Here is a 17,942-nt window from a genome sequence, read left to right as displayed (position 1 = left end):
GCGGCTTGTTCGCGCGTCAGAACCTTCACGGTCCGGATCTGCGAACAAGCCGCGGTTTCGAAAGGAGTACCTAGATGCTGTAGCGCTCGTCCTCGTGGTCGCCCGGGTGGTCCTTGACCAGGCCGGCGGCCAGCGTGTTGCCGTCCAGCGGGTCGATCACCAGGAATGCGCCGGTGCGGCGGTGGTGCAGGTAGTTCTCCAGCGGCAGCGGGGCGGCGAGCCGGAGCTGCGCGTGCCCGATGTCGTTCAGTTCCAGGCTGGAGGCGCCTTCAAGCTTGAAGGTGGCCAGGTCCAGCTTGCCGGAGACGCTGCGGACCATCGCCTGCACCGTCCGGGTGCCGTGCTTGACCAGCACCTTCTGGCCTTCGCGGAGCGGCTTCGGGGACAGCCAGCACAGGGCGGCGTACAGGTCGGCGGAAGCCTCGCGGACGGTGCCGGCGGCCGCGATGGTGTCACCGCGTGCGACGTCGAACTCGTCCGCCAGCCGGATGGCCACCGACTGCGGGGCGGCGGCTTCCTGCAGGGAAGCCCCGGCAAAGTCGATGCCCACCACGGTGGTGGTCCGCGGTGCCTGGCCCGGTGTCAGCACGGACACCTGGTCCCCCACCTTCACGGAGCCTTCGGTGATCTGGCCGGCGTAGGCGCGGTAGTCGCGGAAGGCCTCCACATCCAGGCCGGCGGCGACGGCGTCGGGGGCCAGGGCGCCCTGCGGCCGGATGACCAGCTGCACCGGGAAGCGGAAGCTTTCCAGGTGGCTTTCCAGTTCATCGGCGGCGGGCAGGGTCTCCAGGACCTCAAGCAGTGCGGGGCCGGTGTACCAAGGGGTGCGCTCGGAGCGCTCCACCACGTTGTCGCCGTCGAGAGCGGAGACCGGGATGACCAGGAGGTCGCTGATGCCGTCGGAGCCCAGGCCCAGTTCGCGGCCCACCTGCTGCACGTCGGCTTCGATCCCGCGGAACACGGACTCGCTGAAGTCCACCAGGTCGATCTTGTTCACGGCCACGATCACGTGCGCCACGCGCAGCAGCTGCAGCACGGACAGGTGCCGGCGGGTCTGCTCCAGCACACCCTTGCGGGCGTCAATGAGCACGACGACGGCATCCGCAGTGGACGCGCCGGTCACCGTGTTCTTGGTGTACTGCACGTGCCCGGGGCAGTCGGCCAGGATGAAGCTGCGCTGGTCGGTGGCGAAGTAGCGGTAGGCCACGTCGATGGTGATGCCCTGTTCGCGCTCGGCGCGCAGGCCATCCGTCAGCAGGGCCAGGTCGATCCCGCCCTTGTCGCCGCCGAAGCCGCGGTCGGCCGAGGTGCGGGCGACGGCGTCGAGCTGGTCAGCCAGGATGGCCTTGGAATCGTGAAGGAGGCGGCCCACCAGAGTGGACTTGCCGTCGTCGACCGATCCTGCCGTGGCGAAGCGGAAGAGCGTGGTGGGCAGGGCCGTTTCCAGGTCTGCCGGGAGAACTGCTTCGGTGGTCATTAGAAGTACCCGTCCTTCTTGCGGTCTTCCATGGCGGCCTCGGAGATGCGGTCATCTGCGCGGGTGGCGCCACGTTCGGTCAGGGTGGAGGCGGCGACTTCCACCACGACGTCGGACACGGTGTAGGCGTTGGATTCCACAGCGCCGGTGCAGGACATGTCCCCCACTGTGCGGTAGCGGACGGTCTTGGTGATGACTTCCTCGCCGTCGCGGGGCTGGGACACTTCGCCCACCGCGCGCCACATGCCGTCGCGGGCGAAGACCTCACGCTCGTGGGCGTAGTAGAGGCCCGGCAGCTCGATGTTCTCGCGCTCGATGTAGCGCCAGATGTCCAGCTCGGTCCAGTTGCTGATGGGGAAGGCCCGGACGTGCTGGCCCACGGTGTGGCGGCCGTTGTAGAGGTTCCACAACTCGGGGCGCTGGTTGCGCGGGTCCCACTGGCCGAACTCGTCGCGGAGGCTCAGGATGCGCTCCTTGGCGCGGGCCTTGTCCTCGTCGCGCCGGCCGCCGCCGAACACGGCGTCGAACTTGTTCTGCTGGATGGCGTCCAGCAGGGGGACGGTCTGCAGCGGGTTCCGGGTGCCGTCGGCGCGCTCGGCCAGCTCGCCGCGGTCGATGAACTCCTGGACGGAGCCCACCACCAGCTTCAGGCCCAGCCGCTCAACAGTGCGGTCGCGGAAGTCGATGACCTCGGGGAAGTTGTGGCCGGTGTCCACGTGCAGCACGGGGAACGGCACCTTGCCGGGCCAGAACGCCTTGGTGGCCAGGTGCAGCATCACCACGGAGTCCTTGCCGCCGGAGAACAGCAGCGCAGGCTTCTCGAACTCGGCAACAACCTCGCGGATGATGTGGATGGCCTCGGACTCCAGGGTGTCCAGGCTGGACAGGCGCGTGGATACGGCGGCGTCAGTCACCTGGGTCTCCTCGGTAAGTGAAGTGCTCATACGTGTAGTCCGCATTCTGTCTTGTCGGTTCCTGCCCAGCGGCCGGCGCGGGGGTCCTCGCCGGGTGCCACCTTGCGGGTGCAGGGCTGGCAGCCAATGGAGGGGTAGCCCTGGGAAAGCAGCGGGTTGACGGGCAGGAGGTTGTCGTCGGAGTACTGGACCAGCTGGTCGAATGTCCAGGCGGCCATGGGGTTGACCTTGACCAGGCCGTTCTTCTCGTCCCAGCCGATCAGCGGCGTGTTGGTCCGGGTGGGGGCTTCGTCGCGGCGGACGCCGGTGAACCAGAGCTCGTAGCCGGCCAGGGTGCGCTGCAGCGGGGCCACCTTGCGGAGGGCGCAGCACTGGGCGGCGTCGCGGGCAAAGAGGTCCTTGCCCAGGAGCCGGTCCTGCTGCTCCACAGTGTTTTCGGGGAGCACGTCCACCACGTTGACGCGGAGGTTCGCGGCCACCTCGTCACGCGTGGCGTAGGTTTCCGGGAAGTGGTAGCCGGTTTCCAGGAAGAGGACGTCGACGCCGGGCATCTGGTCCGCCACCAGGGCGGGCAGGACGGCGTCGGCCATGGAGCAGGCGACGGCGACGGCGGGCAGTTCGAAGTTGCGCTCCACCCAGGCGATGACATCGCGGGCAGGGGCGTCCCAGCCGAGTTCGGCCGCGCCGGCTTCAGCCAGCGCCTTGAGCTCCTCGACGGGACGCTTGGCGGGTGCGGGTGCCAGGTGTTTTGCCATTACTGCAATGCCTCCTCGTCTGCTGCGTGGGCCCATTCGGCGAAGGTCTGGCCTTCGGCACGGTCGGCCACGAACCGGCGGACCACCCGCTCCACGTAGTCGGGCAGGTCGTCCACGTACACCTTCAGGCCGCGGACGGTGCGTCCCAGCCCTGCTTCCTCGCGGTCGTTGGAAGCCAGGCCGCCGCCCAGGTGGACCTGGAAACCCGGGGAGGGGTCGCCGTCGGGCGTTGGCAGCATCATGCCCTTCAGGCCGATGTCCGCCGTCTGGATGCGGGCGCAGGAGTTGGGGCAGCCGTTGATGTGCAGCGAAAGTGCCTGCGGCAGCTGGCCCGAGCCTGCGAGGTCGGCCAGGCGGCGCTCCAGCTCGGCCACGGCCGTGGCGGCGGTGTGCTTGGTCTCCACAATGGCCAGCTTGCAGTACTCGATGCCGGTGCAGGCGATGGTGCCGCGGCGGAACACGGACGGGCGGGCGGACAGGCCCAGGGCGTCCAGTTCAGCCACCAGGGGCTCAACCTGTTCCTTCTCGACGTCCAGGACCACCAGCTTCTGGTGCGGGGTGGTGCGCAGGCGCCGGGAGCCGCGGGCCTCAAGGGTGTCCGCGAGCTTAACCAGCTGGGCCCCGGACAGCCGGCCGGCCAGCGGGGTGGCGCCGATGAAGAACTTGCCGTCCTTCTGCTCGTGCACGCCGATGTGGTCGCCCGGTGCGGTGGGCTTGGGCGCGGCGGGACCGTCGGCCAGCTTGTAGCCCAGGTATTCGTCCTCGAGGATCTGGCGGAACTTCTCCGGACCCCAGTCAGCCAGCAGGAACTTCAGGCGGGCCTTGGTGCGCATGCGGCGGTAGCCGTAGTCACGGAAGATGCTGGTGACGCCCAGCCACACTTCCGCGGCCTGCTCCGGCTTCACGAACGCGCCCAGGCGCTTGCCGAGCATCGGGTTGGTGGACAGCGCGCCACCCACCCACAGGTCGTAGCCGGCGCCGAATTCGGGGTGCTTCACGCCAACCAGGGCGCAGTCGTTGATCTCGTGCACCACGTCCTGGCTGGGGTGGCCGGTGATGGCGGTCTTGTACTTGCGCGGGAGGTTGGACAGCAGCGGGTTGCCGATGAACCGCTCCCCCAGCTCCTCGATGAGCGGGGTGGGGTCGATGATCTCGTCCTTGGCGATGCCCGCCACGGGCGAGCCCAGGATGACGCGGGGAACGTCCCCGCAGGCCTCGGTGGTGGACAGGCCCACGCCTTCCAGGCGGTTCCAGATCTCGGGGATGTCCTCCACGCGGATCCAGTGCAGCTGGATGTTCTGGCGGTCGGTGAGGTCGGCGGAGTCGCGGGCGAAGTCCACGGAGATCTGGCCGATGACGCGCAGCTGCTCGGTGGTCAGGGCGCCGCCGTCGATCCGCACGCGCAGCATGAAGTACTTGTCCTCGAGCTCGTGCGGCTCAAGCGTTGCGGTCTTGCCGCCGTCGATCCCGGGCTTGCGCTGGGTGTACAGGCCCCACCAGCGGAACCGGCCGTGCAGGTCCTGGCCGGGGATCGCGTCGAAGCCCTCTTTGGCGTAGATGGTCTCGATACGCTCGCGCACGTTCAGGCCGTCGTCTTCCTGTTTCCAGGTTTCGTTGGCATTCAGGGGCGTCTTGCCGTCCACCTTCCACTGCCCGTGCGGCTTCGCAGCAGGACGGGACGGGCGGGCGGGGCGCTTGGTGGCAGCGGAGTCCGCGGACGCTCCGGCTAGAGCTGTATCAGTCATGCATCGACTGTAGGTCCCGCCCGAATTGCGTCACAAAGGGCCGGAAACGCTAAGTCACCTAGGGAAATATTTCGTCACGAAACGCCGGAGGGCCTTGAAGATGCCACCCTCCTGTGCATCCGTGGCGGGTGCGGCCGGGGCCGGTGCGGCGGCTTCCAGGGGTGCCGCTGCCGGTGCTTCCGCAGGGGTCCCGTTCATCGTTGCGACGGCGGCGTCGTACCTGTCCAGCGCGATCTCGGCGAGCACGGGGGACGGCAGCAGGGGTTCGGTCACGACGTCGGCTCCTGCCTTGGCCAGCTGGTCGTGGAAGAAGCCCGGCGCCAGGAGGTAGGAGGCAATCACCACCCTTCCGCCGACGTCGACGGCCCCGGCGGACTCCCCCGCCCCGGCACCTCCTTCAAGTTCCTCCCGAAGCATCGCGACGGCGTCGGGCACTGAGGGCTTGGCCGATGCACCGTAGGCGGCCACGATCCGGTTGGACCGGAGCTCCTGAAGCTGGCGCAGCAACTCCTCCACGCTGTCGGCGGCGTTGGGGTTGGACGAGCCGGCGGCGGCAAGGACGATGACGTCGTTGTCCGTGGTCCCGGCTTCGCGCAGCCGCTGGTCCAGCAGTCTGGCGAGCCGCGGGTCGGGGCCCAGCGGTGCGGCGGCCGCACTGCCCGGACGGCTCTTCACGGCCCGCGCGATGTCCACCTTCACGTGGTAACCAACGCTGAGCAGCAAGGGAACCACCACGGCGGCCTCCCCCTCCGGCAGGCCCGCCACCACATCCACCAGATCCGGCTGCTGGACGTCCACATAGGCTTCCCGGACGTCGAGGCCTGGCCGCAGTTCAGCAATGGCGGCGCGCAGGGCGTTGACCTCCGCGGCCCCCTGTGTGTTGGACGTCCCATGGGCACAGGCGATCATGATGGGGCTGTTCATAGGGGCTAGCGTAACGTTGGAGCCGCCCTGTCCGCCCTCTTTGAAATACCGGGGACGCCCCATGACATTCGCCTTTGACAACTCCCCGGTGTGGCTGGATCTGCTGGGCGTGTTTTTCTTTGCCGTCTCGGGCTCGCTGCTGGCGGCGCGGAAGCAGATCGACATTGTGGGATCGCTGTTGCTCGCTTCCCTGGTGGGGCTCGGCGGAGGCGTCATCCGGGACATCATCCTGGCCATTGTTCCGGCGGCCTTCACCAATCCGGCGTACCTGGCCCCGCCGCTGCTGGCCACCGTGCTGGTCTTCTTCCTGTTCTCCAGCGTGCAGCGCTACACGTCCCTGCTGATCCTGTTCGACGCCGCCGGCCTGGCCTTGTTCTGCATGACCGGCACGCTCAAGGCGCTGGCCACGGGCCTTAACCCGGTGGCGTCCGTGCTGCTGGGGGTGACGACGGCGGTGGGCGGAGGGCTGCTGCGGGATATCACCGCCAATGAGGTTCCCGAACTGTTCAACCCCAAGGACATCTACGCGCTGCCGGCTTTTGTAGGGGCTGCCATGACTGCCGTGCTCTGGGTCTTTGGCGTGTTCAACGTCCTCACGGCGGCCGCCATCGCGGCAGTGGTTTTCACGTTCCGGGTCCTGGCGTGGCGGCGTTCCTGGCAGGCCCCCCTCGCAGTCCGCGGGTGGCACCGGCGCGGCACCGATCCAGGGCTGTGAGTGCTGCCCCGGTGTCATTTTGGGGTGCTCCGCATTGGCTAGGATATGAGCATGACTGACATGTTCCTCGAGAAGTTCCGTGCGCTTGTTCCGAAGTATCTCGAGGATGAATGGCAGGAAGAGGACGGCCTGACCCCTGAGGAACTGGATAAGGCCCTCGCCGGGCACCAGTTCCAGATCCCCTTGGTTTTGCGCGAGTTCTACCTGGCCCTTGGCGGCTGCGAGGACCTCATGGAGGCCTACCACTACTTCTGGGACCCCGAAGAGCTCGAGGTCGACGACGAGGGCTTCCTCATGTTCCTCGAGGACGAAGAGGAACAGTTCACCTGGGGCTTCCGCGTAGGAGACCTCAGCGTCCCCGATCCCATCGTGTACCGCCGCAACAATGCCCGCGGCCAGTGGAAGTCCGAGGAAGGCACCTTCTCCGAATTCGTCTTCGACATGTTCGAGTGGGCGTTCGAGGACGAAGAGGAAGAGTAGGGACTCCCCGCTTCGGCTGGGCTGCCTTGCTGCGGTCCTGGGGCACTGCTGCGGTCCTGGGGCACTTTGACACGGACACGCCGTGATCCCAGCCTGTTTTGCCAACTGTCGCGGCCAAAGTGCCCCGCGGCCGCGGGAACTCACCGCGCACTGAATGATCCCCGCCGGCTCTGTTCCAGCACCGCCAGGACCTGGTCCACCATCACCCCGGGATGGTGGACCACATCCGCATAGCCGAACCTCAGGCAGAGACGCCCGCCAATCACTGTGGCATTGTTGCGTGCCCTGTCCTTCTTAACCTGCTTTGCCTCCAGGTGGCTGGCGCCGTCGGTTTCCACCACCAGGAAATCCTCAATCAGGAAGTCCACTTCCCCCACGCCCGGGAGCTCCACGTGCCGGCGGACATGGAGGCCGGCCCTGTGGAAGTGGTAGTTGGCCAAGACTTCCAGGAGCGAGTCCGCCCGCGGAATTACGTGATCCAGGACTGACCGGGCACGGGCGTTGCGGTTCCCGGGAAGCTTGCGCCGCAGGAAGTCCACCGTCACATCTCCGCGTTGCGCGGCGCACTGGACCATTACCAGCGCCTCCAGTTCCGGCAGGCAGTGCAGGGCATGGATGAGGACGTCGGCCAGGCCTGCCACCGGCAGCCAGGGATGGACAGGGTGGCGGATCCGGCCGTGGGTGAGGGTGCCCCGCACTGTCTTCCTGTGCCCAGGGCTCAGATGGACCACACCCGCCTTCTCCAGGGTCCACAGCTGATAAACGGGGGCAGCGGAAAGGCAGGTCACGAGCGCATTGTGCTGCAGCGCCAAACCGAGCACGCCGCCTTCCACCGGCAGGCCATAAACACCCCGCCGGACCCTCACGATGAGGCCTGCTGCCAGGAACTTGTCCACCCGCGTTCTGGAAAATCCCGCCCGGTGCAGTGCTGCAGTCCGGGCCACCCCTCCCCGGCGACGGAGAAAAGCCTCAATATCCATGGCTCCACAGTCCCCTGCACCTTGCCGCAAGCGACAGTTCCGGGCCGCGCCATGTGGAGAACCTGCAGTCGTGGGGCACTTCGACACGGACCCGCCGCGGGTTCAGCCCTGTATGCAGGGGGCGGCCTTCGATGTGCCCCACGACGGCCGCAAAGGCAGCCCTGAAAAATCTTTGACACCTGCAGTAACAAGGGACTTGCGCGTTATGACAAAGCTGTCATAAGCTATTCACGGATCCGCTAAACGCCTCCGGCGGGTCTGATGCGAACGGAGAGATGGCCCCGGTTCACAGCAGCTTCGGTTGTTGAGGACCGGGGCTGTCCCGTTAAGCGGGGGCACAAGAAGAAGCCCGGCACCAACTGGATGAACCAGGGGAACCGGGCTCCTAAAAACCAAGGATCAGCTGGCGCGGTCCACCACGGCCAGCGCGAAGTTGGACAGTGACTCCTTGACCACGCCCTCGGGCAGCGGGGCCAGGGCAGCGATGGCTTCGTCGGCCCAGCGGCGTGCCACCACCCAGGACTGAGCAGTGACAGGGTGCTCGCGCAGCCCGGCCACAGCGGCAGCCAGTGCATCATCAGAGGACAGGTCACCGTCAATCAGCGTCAAAAGGTCGACGGCGGACTGGTCACCGTCAGCGGCAGCCTTGCGCAGGAGCAGGACGGGCAGGGTGGGAACGCCTTCACGCAGGTCCGTTCCGGGCGACTTGCCGGACTTCACCTTCACGCCGGTTACATCGATGACGTCGTCGGCCAGCTGGAACGCGACGCCCACCTTCTCGCCGTACTCCACCAGGATGTCCTCAAAGGCCTCGTCGGCGCCGGAGAAGATGGCACCGAACTGGCCGGAAGCTGCCACCAGCGAGCCGGTCTTGTCCGCGATCACGGAGAGGTAGTGCTCCACCGGATCCTCGTCAGGGCGGGGCCCCACCGTTTCGTGCAGCTGGCCCAGGCACAGCCGCTCAAACGTGCGGGCCTGGATGCCCAGCGCACGCCCGCCGAGTTCGGACACCAGGATGGAGGCCCTGGCGAAGATCAGGTCGCCCGTCAGGACGGCCACGGAGTTGCCCCATACTTCGTGGGCCGTAGGGGCGCCGCGGCGGAACGGGGCCGAGTCCATGACATCGTCGTGGTACAGGGTTGCCAGGTGCGTCAGTTCCACCACGACGGCGGCCTGCACCACTGCGGGCAGGGATGCGTCCCCGAGGTGGGCGCAGAGCAGGGTCAGCAGCGGCCGGATGCGCTTGCCGCCGGCTTCCACCAAGTGGCGCGACGTTGCGTCAGCCAGCGGATCCGAGTTGGCGATGGCTTCCCGGAGTTTCTTCTCCACCTTGGCCAGGTTGTTGGTGATGGCCGGCCCCAGCTCGGCGTCCCCCGCGATGGCCGCGAAGCCTGCCGGCAGCTGGAGGCCCGTGGCAATGGCGGTGGTGTTGAGGCTGGGTTCGGAGTCCGGCAGGCCGTGCCCGGCGTGCGTCCAGCTGTGGTCTGCGGATTTGGTCACGGGTTAACCCTAACTTTTTGTTGCGGATACCGCTGATTCGGAGCTGACGGGGTATTGGACGTGGCCGGAACCAGCGATTCCAGGACGCGGATCACCCGGTCCTCGAAGCCTTTGGCGGTGGGGTCCGTGAGGTTGGCAAGGAGCCTGACCACGAACCGCATCAGCACTGGGATTGGCATGCCTGTCCGCAGCGCGAGTTTCATGACGGCCGGCTTGCCGATCAGCGCGGCGAAGGCCCGGCCGAGGGTAAAGTGCGAGCCCCACTGGTCCCGCACGTAGTCCGCGTACCGCGAAAGGTGCGCGTCGGCGTCGTACGTTCCGCCTGCTGCCATGGAGCGCGAGGAGGCGTCGATGATGAACTCCGCGGCAAAACGCGCCGACTCCATCGCGTAGGAGATGCCCTCACCGTTGAACGGGGACACCATGCCGCCGGCGTCGCCCAGCAGCAGGAGTCCCGGCGAGTAGTGCGGGGTGCGGTTGAAGCCCATGGGCAGCGCGGCGCCGCGGATCTCCCCCACCTGGTTTTCCGGTGTGAAGCCCCAGTCGGCGGGCATGCCGGCGGTCCATTCACGCAGGACCTGCTTGTAGTCGAGCTTGCCGAATTCCTTGGAGGAGTTCAGGATGCCCAGGCCCACGTTGGAGGTGCCGTCGCCCACGCCGAACACCCAGCCGTAGCCGGGCAGCAGCTTGCCGTCACGGCCGGGAAGTTCCAGCCAGCCTTCCATCCAGTCGTCGTCGGTGCGCGGCGAGGTGAAGTAGGTGCGGACGGCGACGCCGAGCGGCCGGTCGTCGCGCTTCTGGATGCCGAGTGAGACAGCGGTGCGGGTGGAGTTGCCGTCGGCGGCCAGGACGACGTCGGCACTGAAGTCGTGCGTCTGGCCCGTCTTCCGTCCGGACTCGTCAAGGAGCGCTGCGCGGACCCCGGTGACCCGGCCGTCGTCGTCCCGGAGGGCATCGGTGACGCTGTGCCGCTCGAGGATGGTGGCACCCGCGGCCTGGGCGTGCCGGGCCAGTTCCTCGTCAAAGCCAAGCCGGGTGCGGATCAGGCCGTACTGCGGGAAGTCGGACACCTCGGGCCAGGGCAGTTCGATGGTGCGGCCGCCGGCGATCAGGCGCAGGCCCTTGTTCCGCCGCCAGCCGTCGTTCTCAGGGTGCGGCAGGCCGAGCTTCTGGATCTCGCGGACGGCCCGGGGCGTGAGCCCGTCGCCGCAGACTTTCTCGCGCGGGAAGCTGGTTTTCTCCAGGACCGTGACATCGAGGCCGGCCTTGGCGAGGTAGTACGCGGCGGTGGACCCGGCAGGGCCGGCGCCGACAATCAGTACCTTCACAGGTCAGCGGACGATGTTGCGGCGCAGCTTGGCCACCGGGCCCTTGTGCGCGGCGATGGCGGCAGCGCCGCCGTTGGACGGCGAGGCGGGCTTGAAGGCGCGGTGGACTGCCACGATGCCGCCGGTCAGGTTGCGGTAGGTGACATTCTCCCAGCCGGCCTCCTGCAGCCAGGCGGCCAGGTGGTCCTGGTCCGGCCAGGCACGGATGGACTCGGCCAGGTAGACGTAGGCGTCGGGGTTGGAGGCGACCTTGACCGCGATGGCCGGCAGGGCCCGCATCAGGTATTCGGTGTACATGGTGCGCCACAGCGGGACCACGGGCTGGGAGAACTCGGCGATGACCAGCCGGCCGCCCGGCTTGGTGACGCGCAGCATCTCCAGCAGCGCCTTCTTGGGCTCGTTCACGTTGCGGAGGCCGAAGGAAATGGTGGTGGCATCGAACGTGTTGTCAGCGAACGGCAGGTTGGTGGCGTCACCGGCAATGAAGTTGATGTCCGGGCGGCGGCGCTTTCCCACCTTGAGCATGCCCAGGGAGAAGTCGCAGGCCACCACGTCTATGCCGGCGTCGGCATATGGCTCGCTGGAGGTCCCCGTTCCGGCCGCGAGGTCCAGGACGCGCTGGCCCTTGGAGACTTCCATCGCGTCCACCACGATCTTCCGCCAGCGGCGGGTCTGCCCCATGGAGAGGACATCGTTGACGACGTCGTATTTCGGTGCGACGTCGTCAAACATCGTGGCTACTTCGTCCGGACGCTTATCCAAGGATGCTCGGTTCACCATGACATTGTCTCAAATGTTCCCGTGCGTGCTGACCAGCCCTTTTTTTGCCCACTCAAGCCTGCATCAGGGTGCCGGGGAGGCCACCGTGTACGCGGGAGTAGTGTTGTCTCATCATGACGAGCACGTTCCGCACCTTGACAGTCCCCCTGGATGGCAAAGCGTTCCCCGGGGGGCTGCCTTCGTTTCTGGTCAGGGACGATGTCCTGTGCTGGACCCGCAGGGAAGCCGGGCTGGCCGGGTTTGGCGAGATTGCGCGCTTCACTGCCACCGGGCCGGACCGGTTCCTGGAGGCGGACATCTGGTGGCGGCACCTGGTCCTTGAGGCTGAGGTCGCGGACTCCGTGGAGCTGCCCGGCACCGGCCCCGTCGCCTTCGGCTCCTTTGCCTTTTCCAAGACTTCCGCCCACGAGTCGCGGCTGATCGTGCCGGAGATCGTGGTGGGCGTGCGGGACAACCAGGCATGGCTCACGCAGTTGACGTTCGACGACGGCCAGCTCACCGAAGAGTCAGCCCTCGCCGCACTGGACCGCTGGCTCAGCGGTGCTCCCGCCGAAGACCCGGACGTGGAAGGCACGACGGCGGCAGCGGACTCCGCCGGGGACGCTTCCCTGGGCGGCGTACCCGGCAAAGCCCGCGGCGCCGTCGTACGCCCCCTCCCCCTGGCGGCTGGCGCAACGCTGCACACCGGTTCCCTCAGTGAGGAAGCCTGGATGGAGGCCGTGGCCGCCGGTGTTGCCGAGATCCGCACGGGGGCACTGGAGAAACTGGTGCTGGCGCGGGACGTTGTGGCTACTATTCCTTCCGGCGTACATGCCGCGGACGTGCTGCGCGAACTTGCCGCACGGTACCGCGAATGCTGGACGTACGGCGTGGACGGGCTGGTGGGGGCCACGCCCGAGATGCTGATCCAGGTGGAGGGCCGCACCGCGCAGGCGCGCGTGCTGGCCGGCACCCTGGACCGCCGCGACGCGCACGGCGAGGACGGTCCGCCCATGGATTACGCTACGCGCGTGCTCGCCGGCTCCGAGAAGCAGCGGCATGAGCACGAGATTGCCATCCAGTCCCTGACCAGGCAGCTGGCGCCGTTCTCGGAGGCCATGAATGCGCATGATGAGCCCTTCATCCTGGAGTTGCCCAACGTGTGGCACCTGGCCTCGGACGTCAAGGCGGAACTCACCGAGGTGGAGGGCCACGTGCCCACCTGCCTGGCCCTGATCAACGCCCTGCATCCCACGGCAGCTGTCTGCGGAACCCCCACCCTGGCGGCGGGCGAACTGATCCGGAAGCTGGAACATCTTGACCGCGGCCCCTATGCCGGGCCGGTGGGCTGGCTGGATGCCGCCGGGAACGGCGAATGGGGCATCGCCCTGCGCGGTGCGGTCATCGAGTCGACCGACACCGTGAGGCTATATGCCGGCTGCGGCATCGTTGACGGCTCGCAGCCCAAAGCCGAGCTGGCCGAAACGTGGGCCAAGTTCCGGCCCATGCTGGAATCGCTGGGCATCAAGAGCTGATTCTTCTCCGGACTGGGCACGAAGTCTGGGATCACAGACTCTTCCCGCTCCTAAAGGCTTGCTTTTGCCCCCGCTACAGTTATCCAATAGTGAAACTTAGTTGCGTGTGACGTACCTCTCTTGTTGAGCGTTACACTATAAGCCGCGTTAGTACCTCATAGCCCCTGCAACAAAAGGTAAGAAATGCAGACTCCCCGTACCCTCCTGGGCACTTCCAAGCTGACCGCTGCCACCATGATCGCCATCAGCGCCCTGGCCCTCTCAGCATGCACGAACGCCTCGGAAACGGGTCCCTCCGGCGCGGCCACGTCCTCAGGCAAGGCCAGCGCGAGCTTTGATCCGTCCACGGTTAAGAAGGACGACGCCCTCGCTGCCATGGTCCCGGACACCATCAAGTCCAAGGGCACCATCACGGTAGGCTCCGACACCAGCTACGCACCGGCCGAATTCCTGGGTCCGGACGGCCAGACTCCCGTGGGCTACGACGTGGACATCGCCAAGGCCATCGGCGCCACGCTGGGCCTCAAGGTCCAGGTCCAGACTGCCGAATTCACCGGCATCCTTCCGGCCCTCGGCCCCAAGTACGATCTGGGCATCTCCTCGTTCACCATCAACCCGGAGCGACTGGGCGCCGTGAACATGGTCAGCTACTTCAACGCCGGCACCGCCTGGGCCGTGCAGAAGGGCAACCCCAAGAAGTTCTCCCTGGACGATGTCTGCGGCAAGTCCATCGGTGTGCAGACCGGCACCGTCCAGGAAGACCCCGATCTTTCCGACCGCAACAAGAAGTGCGTCGCAGACGGCAAGAAGCCCATTGACATCGTCACCCTGAAGAACCAGACGGATGTCACCACCCGCCTGGTAAACGGCAGCATCGACGCCATGACCGCCGACTCCCCCATCATCGGCTACGCGCTGACCCAGACCAATGGACAGCTGGAAAAGCTGGGCGACGTCTATGACTCCGCTCCGCAGGGCATCGCCGTGGCCAAGGCTGACACCGCCTGGGCTGAGGTCATCCAGAAAGCCGTCACCAAGCTGATGGAGGACGGCTCCTACAAGAAGATCCTGGAGGGCTGGGGCAACTCTGAGGGCGCCATTACCAAGTCCGAGGTCAACCCGGCGGTCAAGTCTTGAGTTCTCGCGTTTCCGACGACAAGTCAGGCGTGCATATGGAACATCATCAACACCGGGACACACCGGTACTGAACAAGTCAGTACCGGTGCGCCACCCCGGCCGGTGGATCAGCGCCGCCATCATCCTCCTCCTGGTCGCAGGCCTTCTTCAGAGCCTGTTCACCAACCCCAACTTCCGTTGGGACATTGTGGGCACCTACATCCTGGACGTGAAGGTTGTCCAGGGCGTGGGCTGGACCCTGCTGCTGACCGTGGCGTCGATGGTTCTGGCGATTGTCCTGGCCATCCTGCTGGCAGTCATGCGGCAGTCCGACAACCCCGTGTTCCGCTGGTCCAGCTGGGTCTGGGTGTGGTTCTTCCGCGGAACACCGGTCTACACGCAGTTGGTGTTCTGGGGCCTTGTTACGGTTCTCTACCCGGCCTTCACGCTGGGGATCCCGTTTGGTCCTGAACTGTTCAGCTATGCGCTCTCCGATCCCAGCAAAGGCCTGATCCCCGCGATCCTCGGCCTCGGCCTGAACGAGTCGGCCTACCTGGCGGAAATCTTCCGGGCCGGCCTCAAGTCCGTGGACAGGGGCCAGCAGGAAGCCGCGGAGGCGCTCGGCATGTCCAAGGGCAAGATCATGTGGCGGATCATCCTGCCGCAGGCCATGCGGATCATCGTGCCGCCCACAGGCAACGAAACGATCGGCATGCTGAAGACCACCTCGCTGGTCCTCGCCGTCCCGTTCACCCTGGACCTGACCTTCGCCACCAACGCCCTCGCCAACCGCATCTACCTGCCGATCCCGCTGCTGATCGTTGCCGCCTTCTGGTACCTCCTGGTCACCAGCATCCTGATGGTCGGCCAGCACTACCTTGAGGCCTACTACGGCAGGGGCGTGGACAACCAGGCCCCGGCAGCCGGCGTCAACCCGGCTGCTGCCAAAGCCGCCGGTGCGGGTGCTGACGCGCACCACTCAATGAAGACGGACTTCCCCGAGGAGAGTGCACGATGACGATCACAGCCGAAAAGCCGCTGGTCAAGATCGAAGGCCTGCACAAGTACTACGGGCACCACCATGTGCTCCGGGGCATCGACATGACCGTCAACCAGGGCGAAGTGTCAGTGGTGATCGGGCCCTCGGGTTCGGGCAAGTCCACCATGCTGCGCTGCGTGAACCTCCTGGAAACTATCAGTGCCGGGCGGATTTCCGTGGGCGGTCAGTTGATCGGCTACCGCGAGGTCAACGGCCGGCTCCACGACCTCAAGACCAAGGAAATCGCCGCCCAGCGCCGGGAAATCGGCATGGTGTTCCAGCGGTTCAACCTGTTCCCGCACAAGACCGCGCTCCAGAACGTCATGGAAGCACCGGTGCATGTGAAGGGCCAGCCGAAGGCCGAGGCCCAGAAGCGGGCGCTTGAGCTGCTGGACCGTGTGGGGCTGGGCGACCGGGCAGGCCACTACCCGTCCCAGCTTTCCGGCGGCCAGCAGCAGCGCGTGGCCATCGCCCGGGCGCTGGCCATGGAGCCTGAGCTCATGCTCTTTGATGAGCCCACCTCGGCCCTGGACCCGGAGCTGGTGGGCGACGTCCTGAACGTGATGAAGGACTTGGCAAAGTCCGGCATGACCATGATCGTGGTGACCCACGAGATCGGCTTCGCCCGCGAAGTGGGCGACACCCTGACCTTCATGGACGGCGGCGTGGTGGTGGAGTCGGGCGATCCCCGCGAGATCATCGCCAACCCCCAGCATGCGCGCACCAAGGAGTTCCTCAGCCGCGTGCTGTAGCTTCGTCCGCTTTCGAAGCCCAAATTCCCTGGCGCTGCCGTTATCTCGGTAGCGCCAGGGAATTTGTGCTTCCAGAGGGAATATGCGCGTCGAGGACGTGCGCACGCCCCCCAGGCGCTTACCGGCCGGCCAGCACGCCCTCAACTGCCGCGGCCACCGCTTCCTTGATGCGGGCGTGGAGCTGCCGCAGCTGCCGGCGGTCCGTCCGGACCTCCACGATGCTGCGCCCCTGCACAGGGCGGGCCAGCGCTTCGGCGAGTCCCGCCGTCGTACTTACCAGTGAATGTGCGACGCCGTACGCTGCGGCGAGTGCCGCGATGTCCACTGAGTGCGGGGTACCGAAGAGGCGCTCGACGACGTCCCCGTACCGGCCGCCCTCCTCGACTCCCCCGTGCTCCAGCAGCCCGAAGATGGCGCCACCGGAATCATTGAGGACCACGATCCGCAGGTCCGGCTGCTCCTCCCCCGCGCCGAGGAGGAGTCCGCCGGCGTCATGGAGGAAGGTCACGTCGCCCATGAGGGCGGTGGTCTCCTGCCGGCCGCCCAGGGCAATGCCGGTTGCTGTGGAAATGGTGCCGTCGATCCCGGCAAGGCCCCGGTTTGCGTAGACGGTGGCGGACGGATCAGTGGCGGGCACGCCGGCCAGGTCCACATCCCGGATGCCATTGGAGGACCCGAGCAGCAGCTGGCCGCGTGCATGCTTCCAGACCTGTGAGGCAACGGAGGGGCCGGTGGCGGCGGCCTCTGCGGAGACCACCTGGTCCAGGGCATGCTGGGCAGCCGAGCCGGCGAGGAGCCAGGTGTCCAGCCAGGCGGAGGTGCCCCGGCCGGCGAAATCGGCAAGGTCGGCCAGGTTCTCCAGCGGCAGCTCGGTGCGCCGGCCAGGCTCGTACCACGCGACCGGAACCGGCTGGTACAGGGCGGATTCAACATCGTCGCGGGCCAGCAGCGCGGCCACGGGACGGGACAGGGTGGGCCGGCCGAACAGCACCACGCGCTCAATCGGCTGCGCCGAGCTGGGTCCGAAATGCTCCAGCAGCAGCCGGTACGGGCCCACGGCGTTGGGTCCGAACCGGGAATTGGAGGACGGTTCGGCGAGCAGCGGCAGGTTGTGGGCGCGGGCGAACGCCTCGGCGACCGGGCCGGCGTCGTGCCCTGCCAGCACCACGGTGCGCCGCTCCGGCAGGCTGTCCGCTGCCGGGGGCAGGTTCATGACCAAGGGCTCGGTGCCCACCCGGTAGCGCGTCCGTTCCACCGCCTCCGGCAGACCTTCTTCGGGGGACGGGACCAGGGGGTCGCGGAACGCGAGGTTCAGCTGGACCGGGCCCGGCGGCAGGTCCGGGAAGGCGCCGGTTGCCGCGGAAAGCCCGGTTTGAATGGCCCGCTCCGGACTGGTTCCGGCGGGTATGTCGGCCGCGAACCGGACCTGGTCACCAAACAGGTCCGGCTGCACGGTGGTCTGGTTGGCGCCGGTTCCGCGCAACTCCTCCGGCCGGTCCGCGGACAGGACGATGAGCGGGACGGCAGCATGGTTGGCCTCCATCACCGCCGGCATCAGGTTTCCGACGGCGGTCCCGGACGTGGTGAGCACGGCTGCGGGCGAACCGGTGGACAGGGCCAGGCCCAGGGCCGTGAACCCGGCGGACCGTTCGTCGATCCGGACCAGCAGGTCCACCCGGCCGGCCGCGGAGGCCTCGGCCAGGGCGTACGCCATGGGGGCCGACCGGGAACCAGGCGACACCACCACGTGCCGCACGCCGCCGTCGAGCAGGACGTCGACGGCGATCCGCGCCGCGGCCAGGGCGCTCAACTGGGCTTCCGGGTCATCCTGGTCGGGGAATCCAGGGGTGGCCTCCGGGGCAGGTTCGTTCGGCAAAGTCACCCAACCAGTCTGCCACCCCGCGACGCCCGCTCATGTATGG

16 protein-coding genes are annotated in these 17,942 nt (G+C 67.2%); 6 read left to right on the top strand and 10 right to left on the bottom strand.

Features of this window, described 5'->3' with window-relative positions:
* Positions 1–70: 70 nt before the first annotated feature.
* From AC6JAM_RS14010 to AC6JAM_RS13990, 5 genes are read right to left on the bottom strand one after another with little or no spacing between them, the layout of a single operon-like run.
* Entirely contained in the window at positions 71–1,477 is a 1,407-nt protein-coding gene (locus tag AC6JAM_RS14010; RefSeq protein WP_497935110.1) for a sulfate adenylyltransferase subunit 1, read from the bottom strand.
* Entirely contained in the window at positions 1,477–2,421 is a 945-nt protein-coding gene (gene cysD, locus AC6JAM_RS14005) for a sulfate adenylyltransferase subunit CysD (RefSeq protein ID WP_018769004.1), read from the bottom strand. Before cysD ends, AC6JAM_RS14010 begins: the two co-directional genes overlap by 1 nt.
* Complete coding sequence (locus AC6JAM_RS14000; RefSeq protein ID WP_018769003.1) at positions 2,418–3,146, bottom strand: phosphoadenylyl-sulfate reductase; 729 nt, start codon at positions 3,144–3,146, stop codon at positions 2,418–2,420. Before AC6JAM_RS14000 ends, cysD begins: the two co-directional genes overlap by 4 nt.
* Positions 3,146–4,891 carry a nitrite/sulfite reductase gene (locus AC6JAM_RS13995; RefSeq protein ID WP_497935106.1) on the bottom strand — a complete coding sequence of 582 codons (1,746 nt, stop codon included), beginning with the start codon at positions 4,889–4,891 and terminating at the stop codon, positions 3,146–3,148. Before AC6JAM_RS13995 ends, AC6JAM_RS14000 begins: the two co-directional genes overlap by 1 nt.
* Before the next feature lie 54 nt (positions 4,892–4,945).
* Positions 4,946–5,815 (bottom strand): sirohydrochlorin chelatase, encoded by an 870-nt coding sequence (locus AC6JAM_RS13990; RefSeq protein WP_497935104.1) that lies wholly within the window; start codon positions 5,813–5,815, stop codon positions 4,946–4,948.
* A 61-nt stretch (positions 5,816–5,876) separates the two neighbouring features.
* Between AC6JAM_RS13990 and AC6JAM_RS13985 the strand changes: the two genes are divergently transcribed.
* Entirely contained in the window at positions 5,877–6,530 is a 654-nt protein-coding gene (locus tag AC6JAM_RS13985; protein WP_018769000.1) for a trimeric intracellular cation channel family protein, read from the top strand.
* A gap of 51 nt (positions 6,531–6,581) precedes the next feature.
* Positions 6,582–7,010, top strand: coding sequence for a hypothetical protein (locus tag AC6JAM_RS13980; protein WP_056392997.1), 429 nt, complete (start codon positions 6,582–6,584; stop codon positions 7,008–7,010).
* Positions 7,011–7,150: 140 nt separating this feature from the next.
* On the opposite strand, the gene AC6JAM_RS13975 is transcribed toward AC6JAM_RS13980, so the two are convergent.
* From AC6JAM_RS13975 to AC6JAM_RS13960, 4 genes are all read right to left on the bottom strand, one after another.
* A complete protein-coding gene (locus AC6JAM_RS13975; protein ID WP_497935100.1) occupies positions 7,151–7,990 on the bottom strand; it encodes a type IV toxin-antitoxin system AbiEi family antitoxin domain-containing protein in 840 nt (279 codons plus the stop codon).
* A 399-nt stretch (positions 7,991–8,389) separates the two neighbouring features.
* Positions 8,390–9,490: a polyprenyl synthetase family protein gene (locus AC6JAM_RS13970; protein ID WP_056392994.1), complete on the bottom strand. Its 1,101-nt coding sequence runs from the start codon at positions 9,488–9,490 to the stop codon at positions 8,390–8,392.
* A complete protein-coding gene (locus AC6JAM_RS13965) occupies positions 9,487–10,818 on the bottom strand; it encodes a geranylgeranyl reductase family protein (RefSeq protein WP_018768626.1) in 1,332 nt (443 codons plus the stop codon). The genes AC6JAM_RS13970 and AC6JAM_RS13965 overlap by 4 nt, the downstream gene beginning before the upstream one ends.
* A 3-nt stretch (positions 10,819–10,821) precedes the next feature.
* The gene (locus tag AC6JAM_RS13960; RefSeq protein WP_377204606.1) at positions 10,822–11,595 is read right to left on the bottom strand and encodes a demethylmenaquinone methyltransferase; all 774 of its coding nucleotides are present in this window, start codon (positions 11,593–11,595) and stop codon (positions 10,822–10,824) included.
* 116 nt (positions 11,596–11,711) lie between these two features.
* Here AC6JAM_RS13960 and AC6JAM_RS13955 point away from each other — a divergent pair, with 116 nt between their 5' ends.
* The 4 genes from AC6JAM_RS13955 to AC6JAM_RS13940 all read left to right on the top strand — a co-directional run bounded on the left by AC6JAM_RS13955 (position 11,712) and on the right by AC6JAM_RS13940 (position 16,020).
* On the top strand, positions 11,712–13,112 hold the full coding sequence (locus AC6JAM_RS13955) for an isochorismate synthase (protein ID WP_497935097.1): 1,401 nt from the start codon (positions 11,712–11,714) through the stop codon (positions 13,110–13,112).
* Between the two features lie 183 nt (positions 13,113–13,295).
* Complete coding sequence (locus AC6JAM_RS13950; RefSeq protein ID WP_478223056.1) at positions 13,296–14,249, top strand: ABC transporter substrate-binding protein; 954 nt, start codon at positions 13,296–13,298, stop codon at positions 14,247–14,249.
* A gap of 35 nt (positions 14,250–14,284) precedes the next feature.
* Positions 14,285–15,247 (top strand): amino acid ABC transporter permease, encoded by a 963-nt coding sequence (locus AC6JAM_RS13945; RefSeq protein ID WP_497935094.1) that lies wholly within the window; start codon positions 14,285–14,287, stop codon positions 15,245–15,247.
* Entirely contained in the window at positions 15,244–16,020 is a 777-nt protein-coding gene (locus AC6JAM_RS13940) for an amino acid ABC transporter ATP-binding protein (protein WP_497935091.1), read from the top strand. Before AC6JAM_RS13945 ends, AC6JAM_RS13940 begins: the two co-directional genes overlap by 4 nt.
* Before the next feature lie 118 nt (positions 16,021–16,138).
* Here AC6JAM_RS13940 and menD read toward each other — a convergent pair whose 3' ends face one another.
* Entirely contained in the window at positions 16,139–17,896 is a 1,758-nt protein-coding gene (gene menD, locus AC6JAM_RS13935) for a 2-succinyl-5-enolpyruvyl-6-hydroxy-3-cyclohexene-1-carboxylic-acid synthase (protein ID WP_497935963.1), read from the bottom strand.
* Positions 17,897–17,942 lie beyond the last annotated feature (46 nt).

It is taken from the genome of Arthrobacter sp. GmRoot5-12 (assembly GCF_059739365.1).
The sequence above is the reverse complement of the archived record's forward strand: the minus strand, read 5'-3'. Positions and strand labels throughout refer to the sequence as shown.

Coding starts and splice junctions, on each gene's coding strand:
- AC6JAM_RS14010 (WP_497935110.1), bottom strand. CDS start 1,477: ATGACCACCGAAGCAGTTCTCCCGGCAGACCTGGAAACGGCCCTGCCC.
- cysD (WP_018769004.1), bottom strand. CDS start 2,421: ATGAGCACTTCACTTACCGAGGAGACCCAGGTGACTGACGCCGCCGTA.
- AC6JAM_RS14000 (WP_018769003.1), bottom strand. CDS start 3,146: ATGGCAAAACACCTGGCACCCGCACCCGCCAAGCGTCCCGTCGAGGAG.
- AC6JAM_RS13995 (WP_497935106.1), bottom strand. CDS start 4,891: ATGACTGATACAGCTCTAGCCGGAGCGTCCGCGGACTCCGCTGCCACC.
- AC6JAM_RS13990 (WP_497935104.1), bottom strand. CDS start 5,815: ATGAACAGCCCCATCATGATCGCCTGTGCCCATGGGACGTCCAACACA.
- AC6JAM_RS13985 (WP_018769000.1), top strand. CDS start 5,877: ATGACATTCGCCTTTGACAACTCCCCGGTGTGGCTGGATCTGCTGGGC.
- AC6JAM_RS13980 (WP_056392997.1), top strand. CDS start 6,582: ATGACTGACATGTTCCTCGAGAAGTTCCGTGCGCTTGTTCCGAAGTAT.
- AC6JAM_RS13975 (WP_497935100.1), bottom strand. CDS start 7,990: ATGGATATTGAGGCTTTTCTCCGTCGCCGGGGAGGGGTGGCCCGGACT.
- AC6JAM_RS13955 (WP_497935097.1), top strand. CDS start 11,712: ATGACGAGCACGTTCCGCACCTTGACAGTCCCCCTGGATGGCAAAGCG.
- AC6JAM_RS13950 (WP_478223056.1), top strand. CDS start 13,296: ATGCAGACTCCCCGTACCCTCCTGGGCACTTCCAAGCTGACCGCTGCC.
- AC6JAM_RS13945 (WP_497935094.1), top strand. CDS start 14,285: ATGGAACATCATCAACACCGGGACACACCGGTACTGAACAAGTCAGTA.
- AC6JAM_RS13940 (WP_497935091.1), top strand. CDS start 15,244: ATGACGATCACAGCCGAAAAGCCGCTGGTCAAGATCGAAGGCCTGCAC.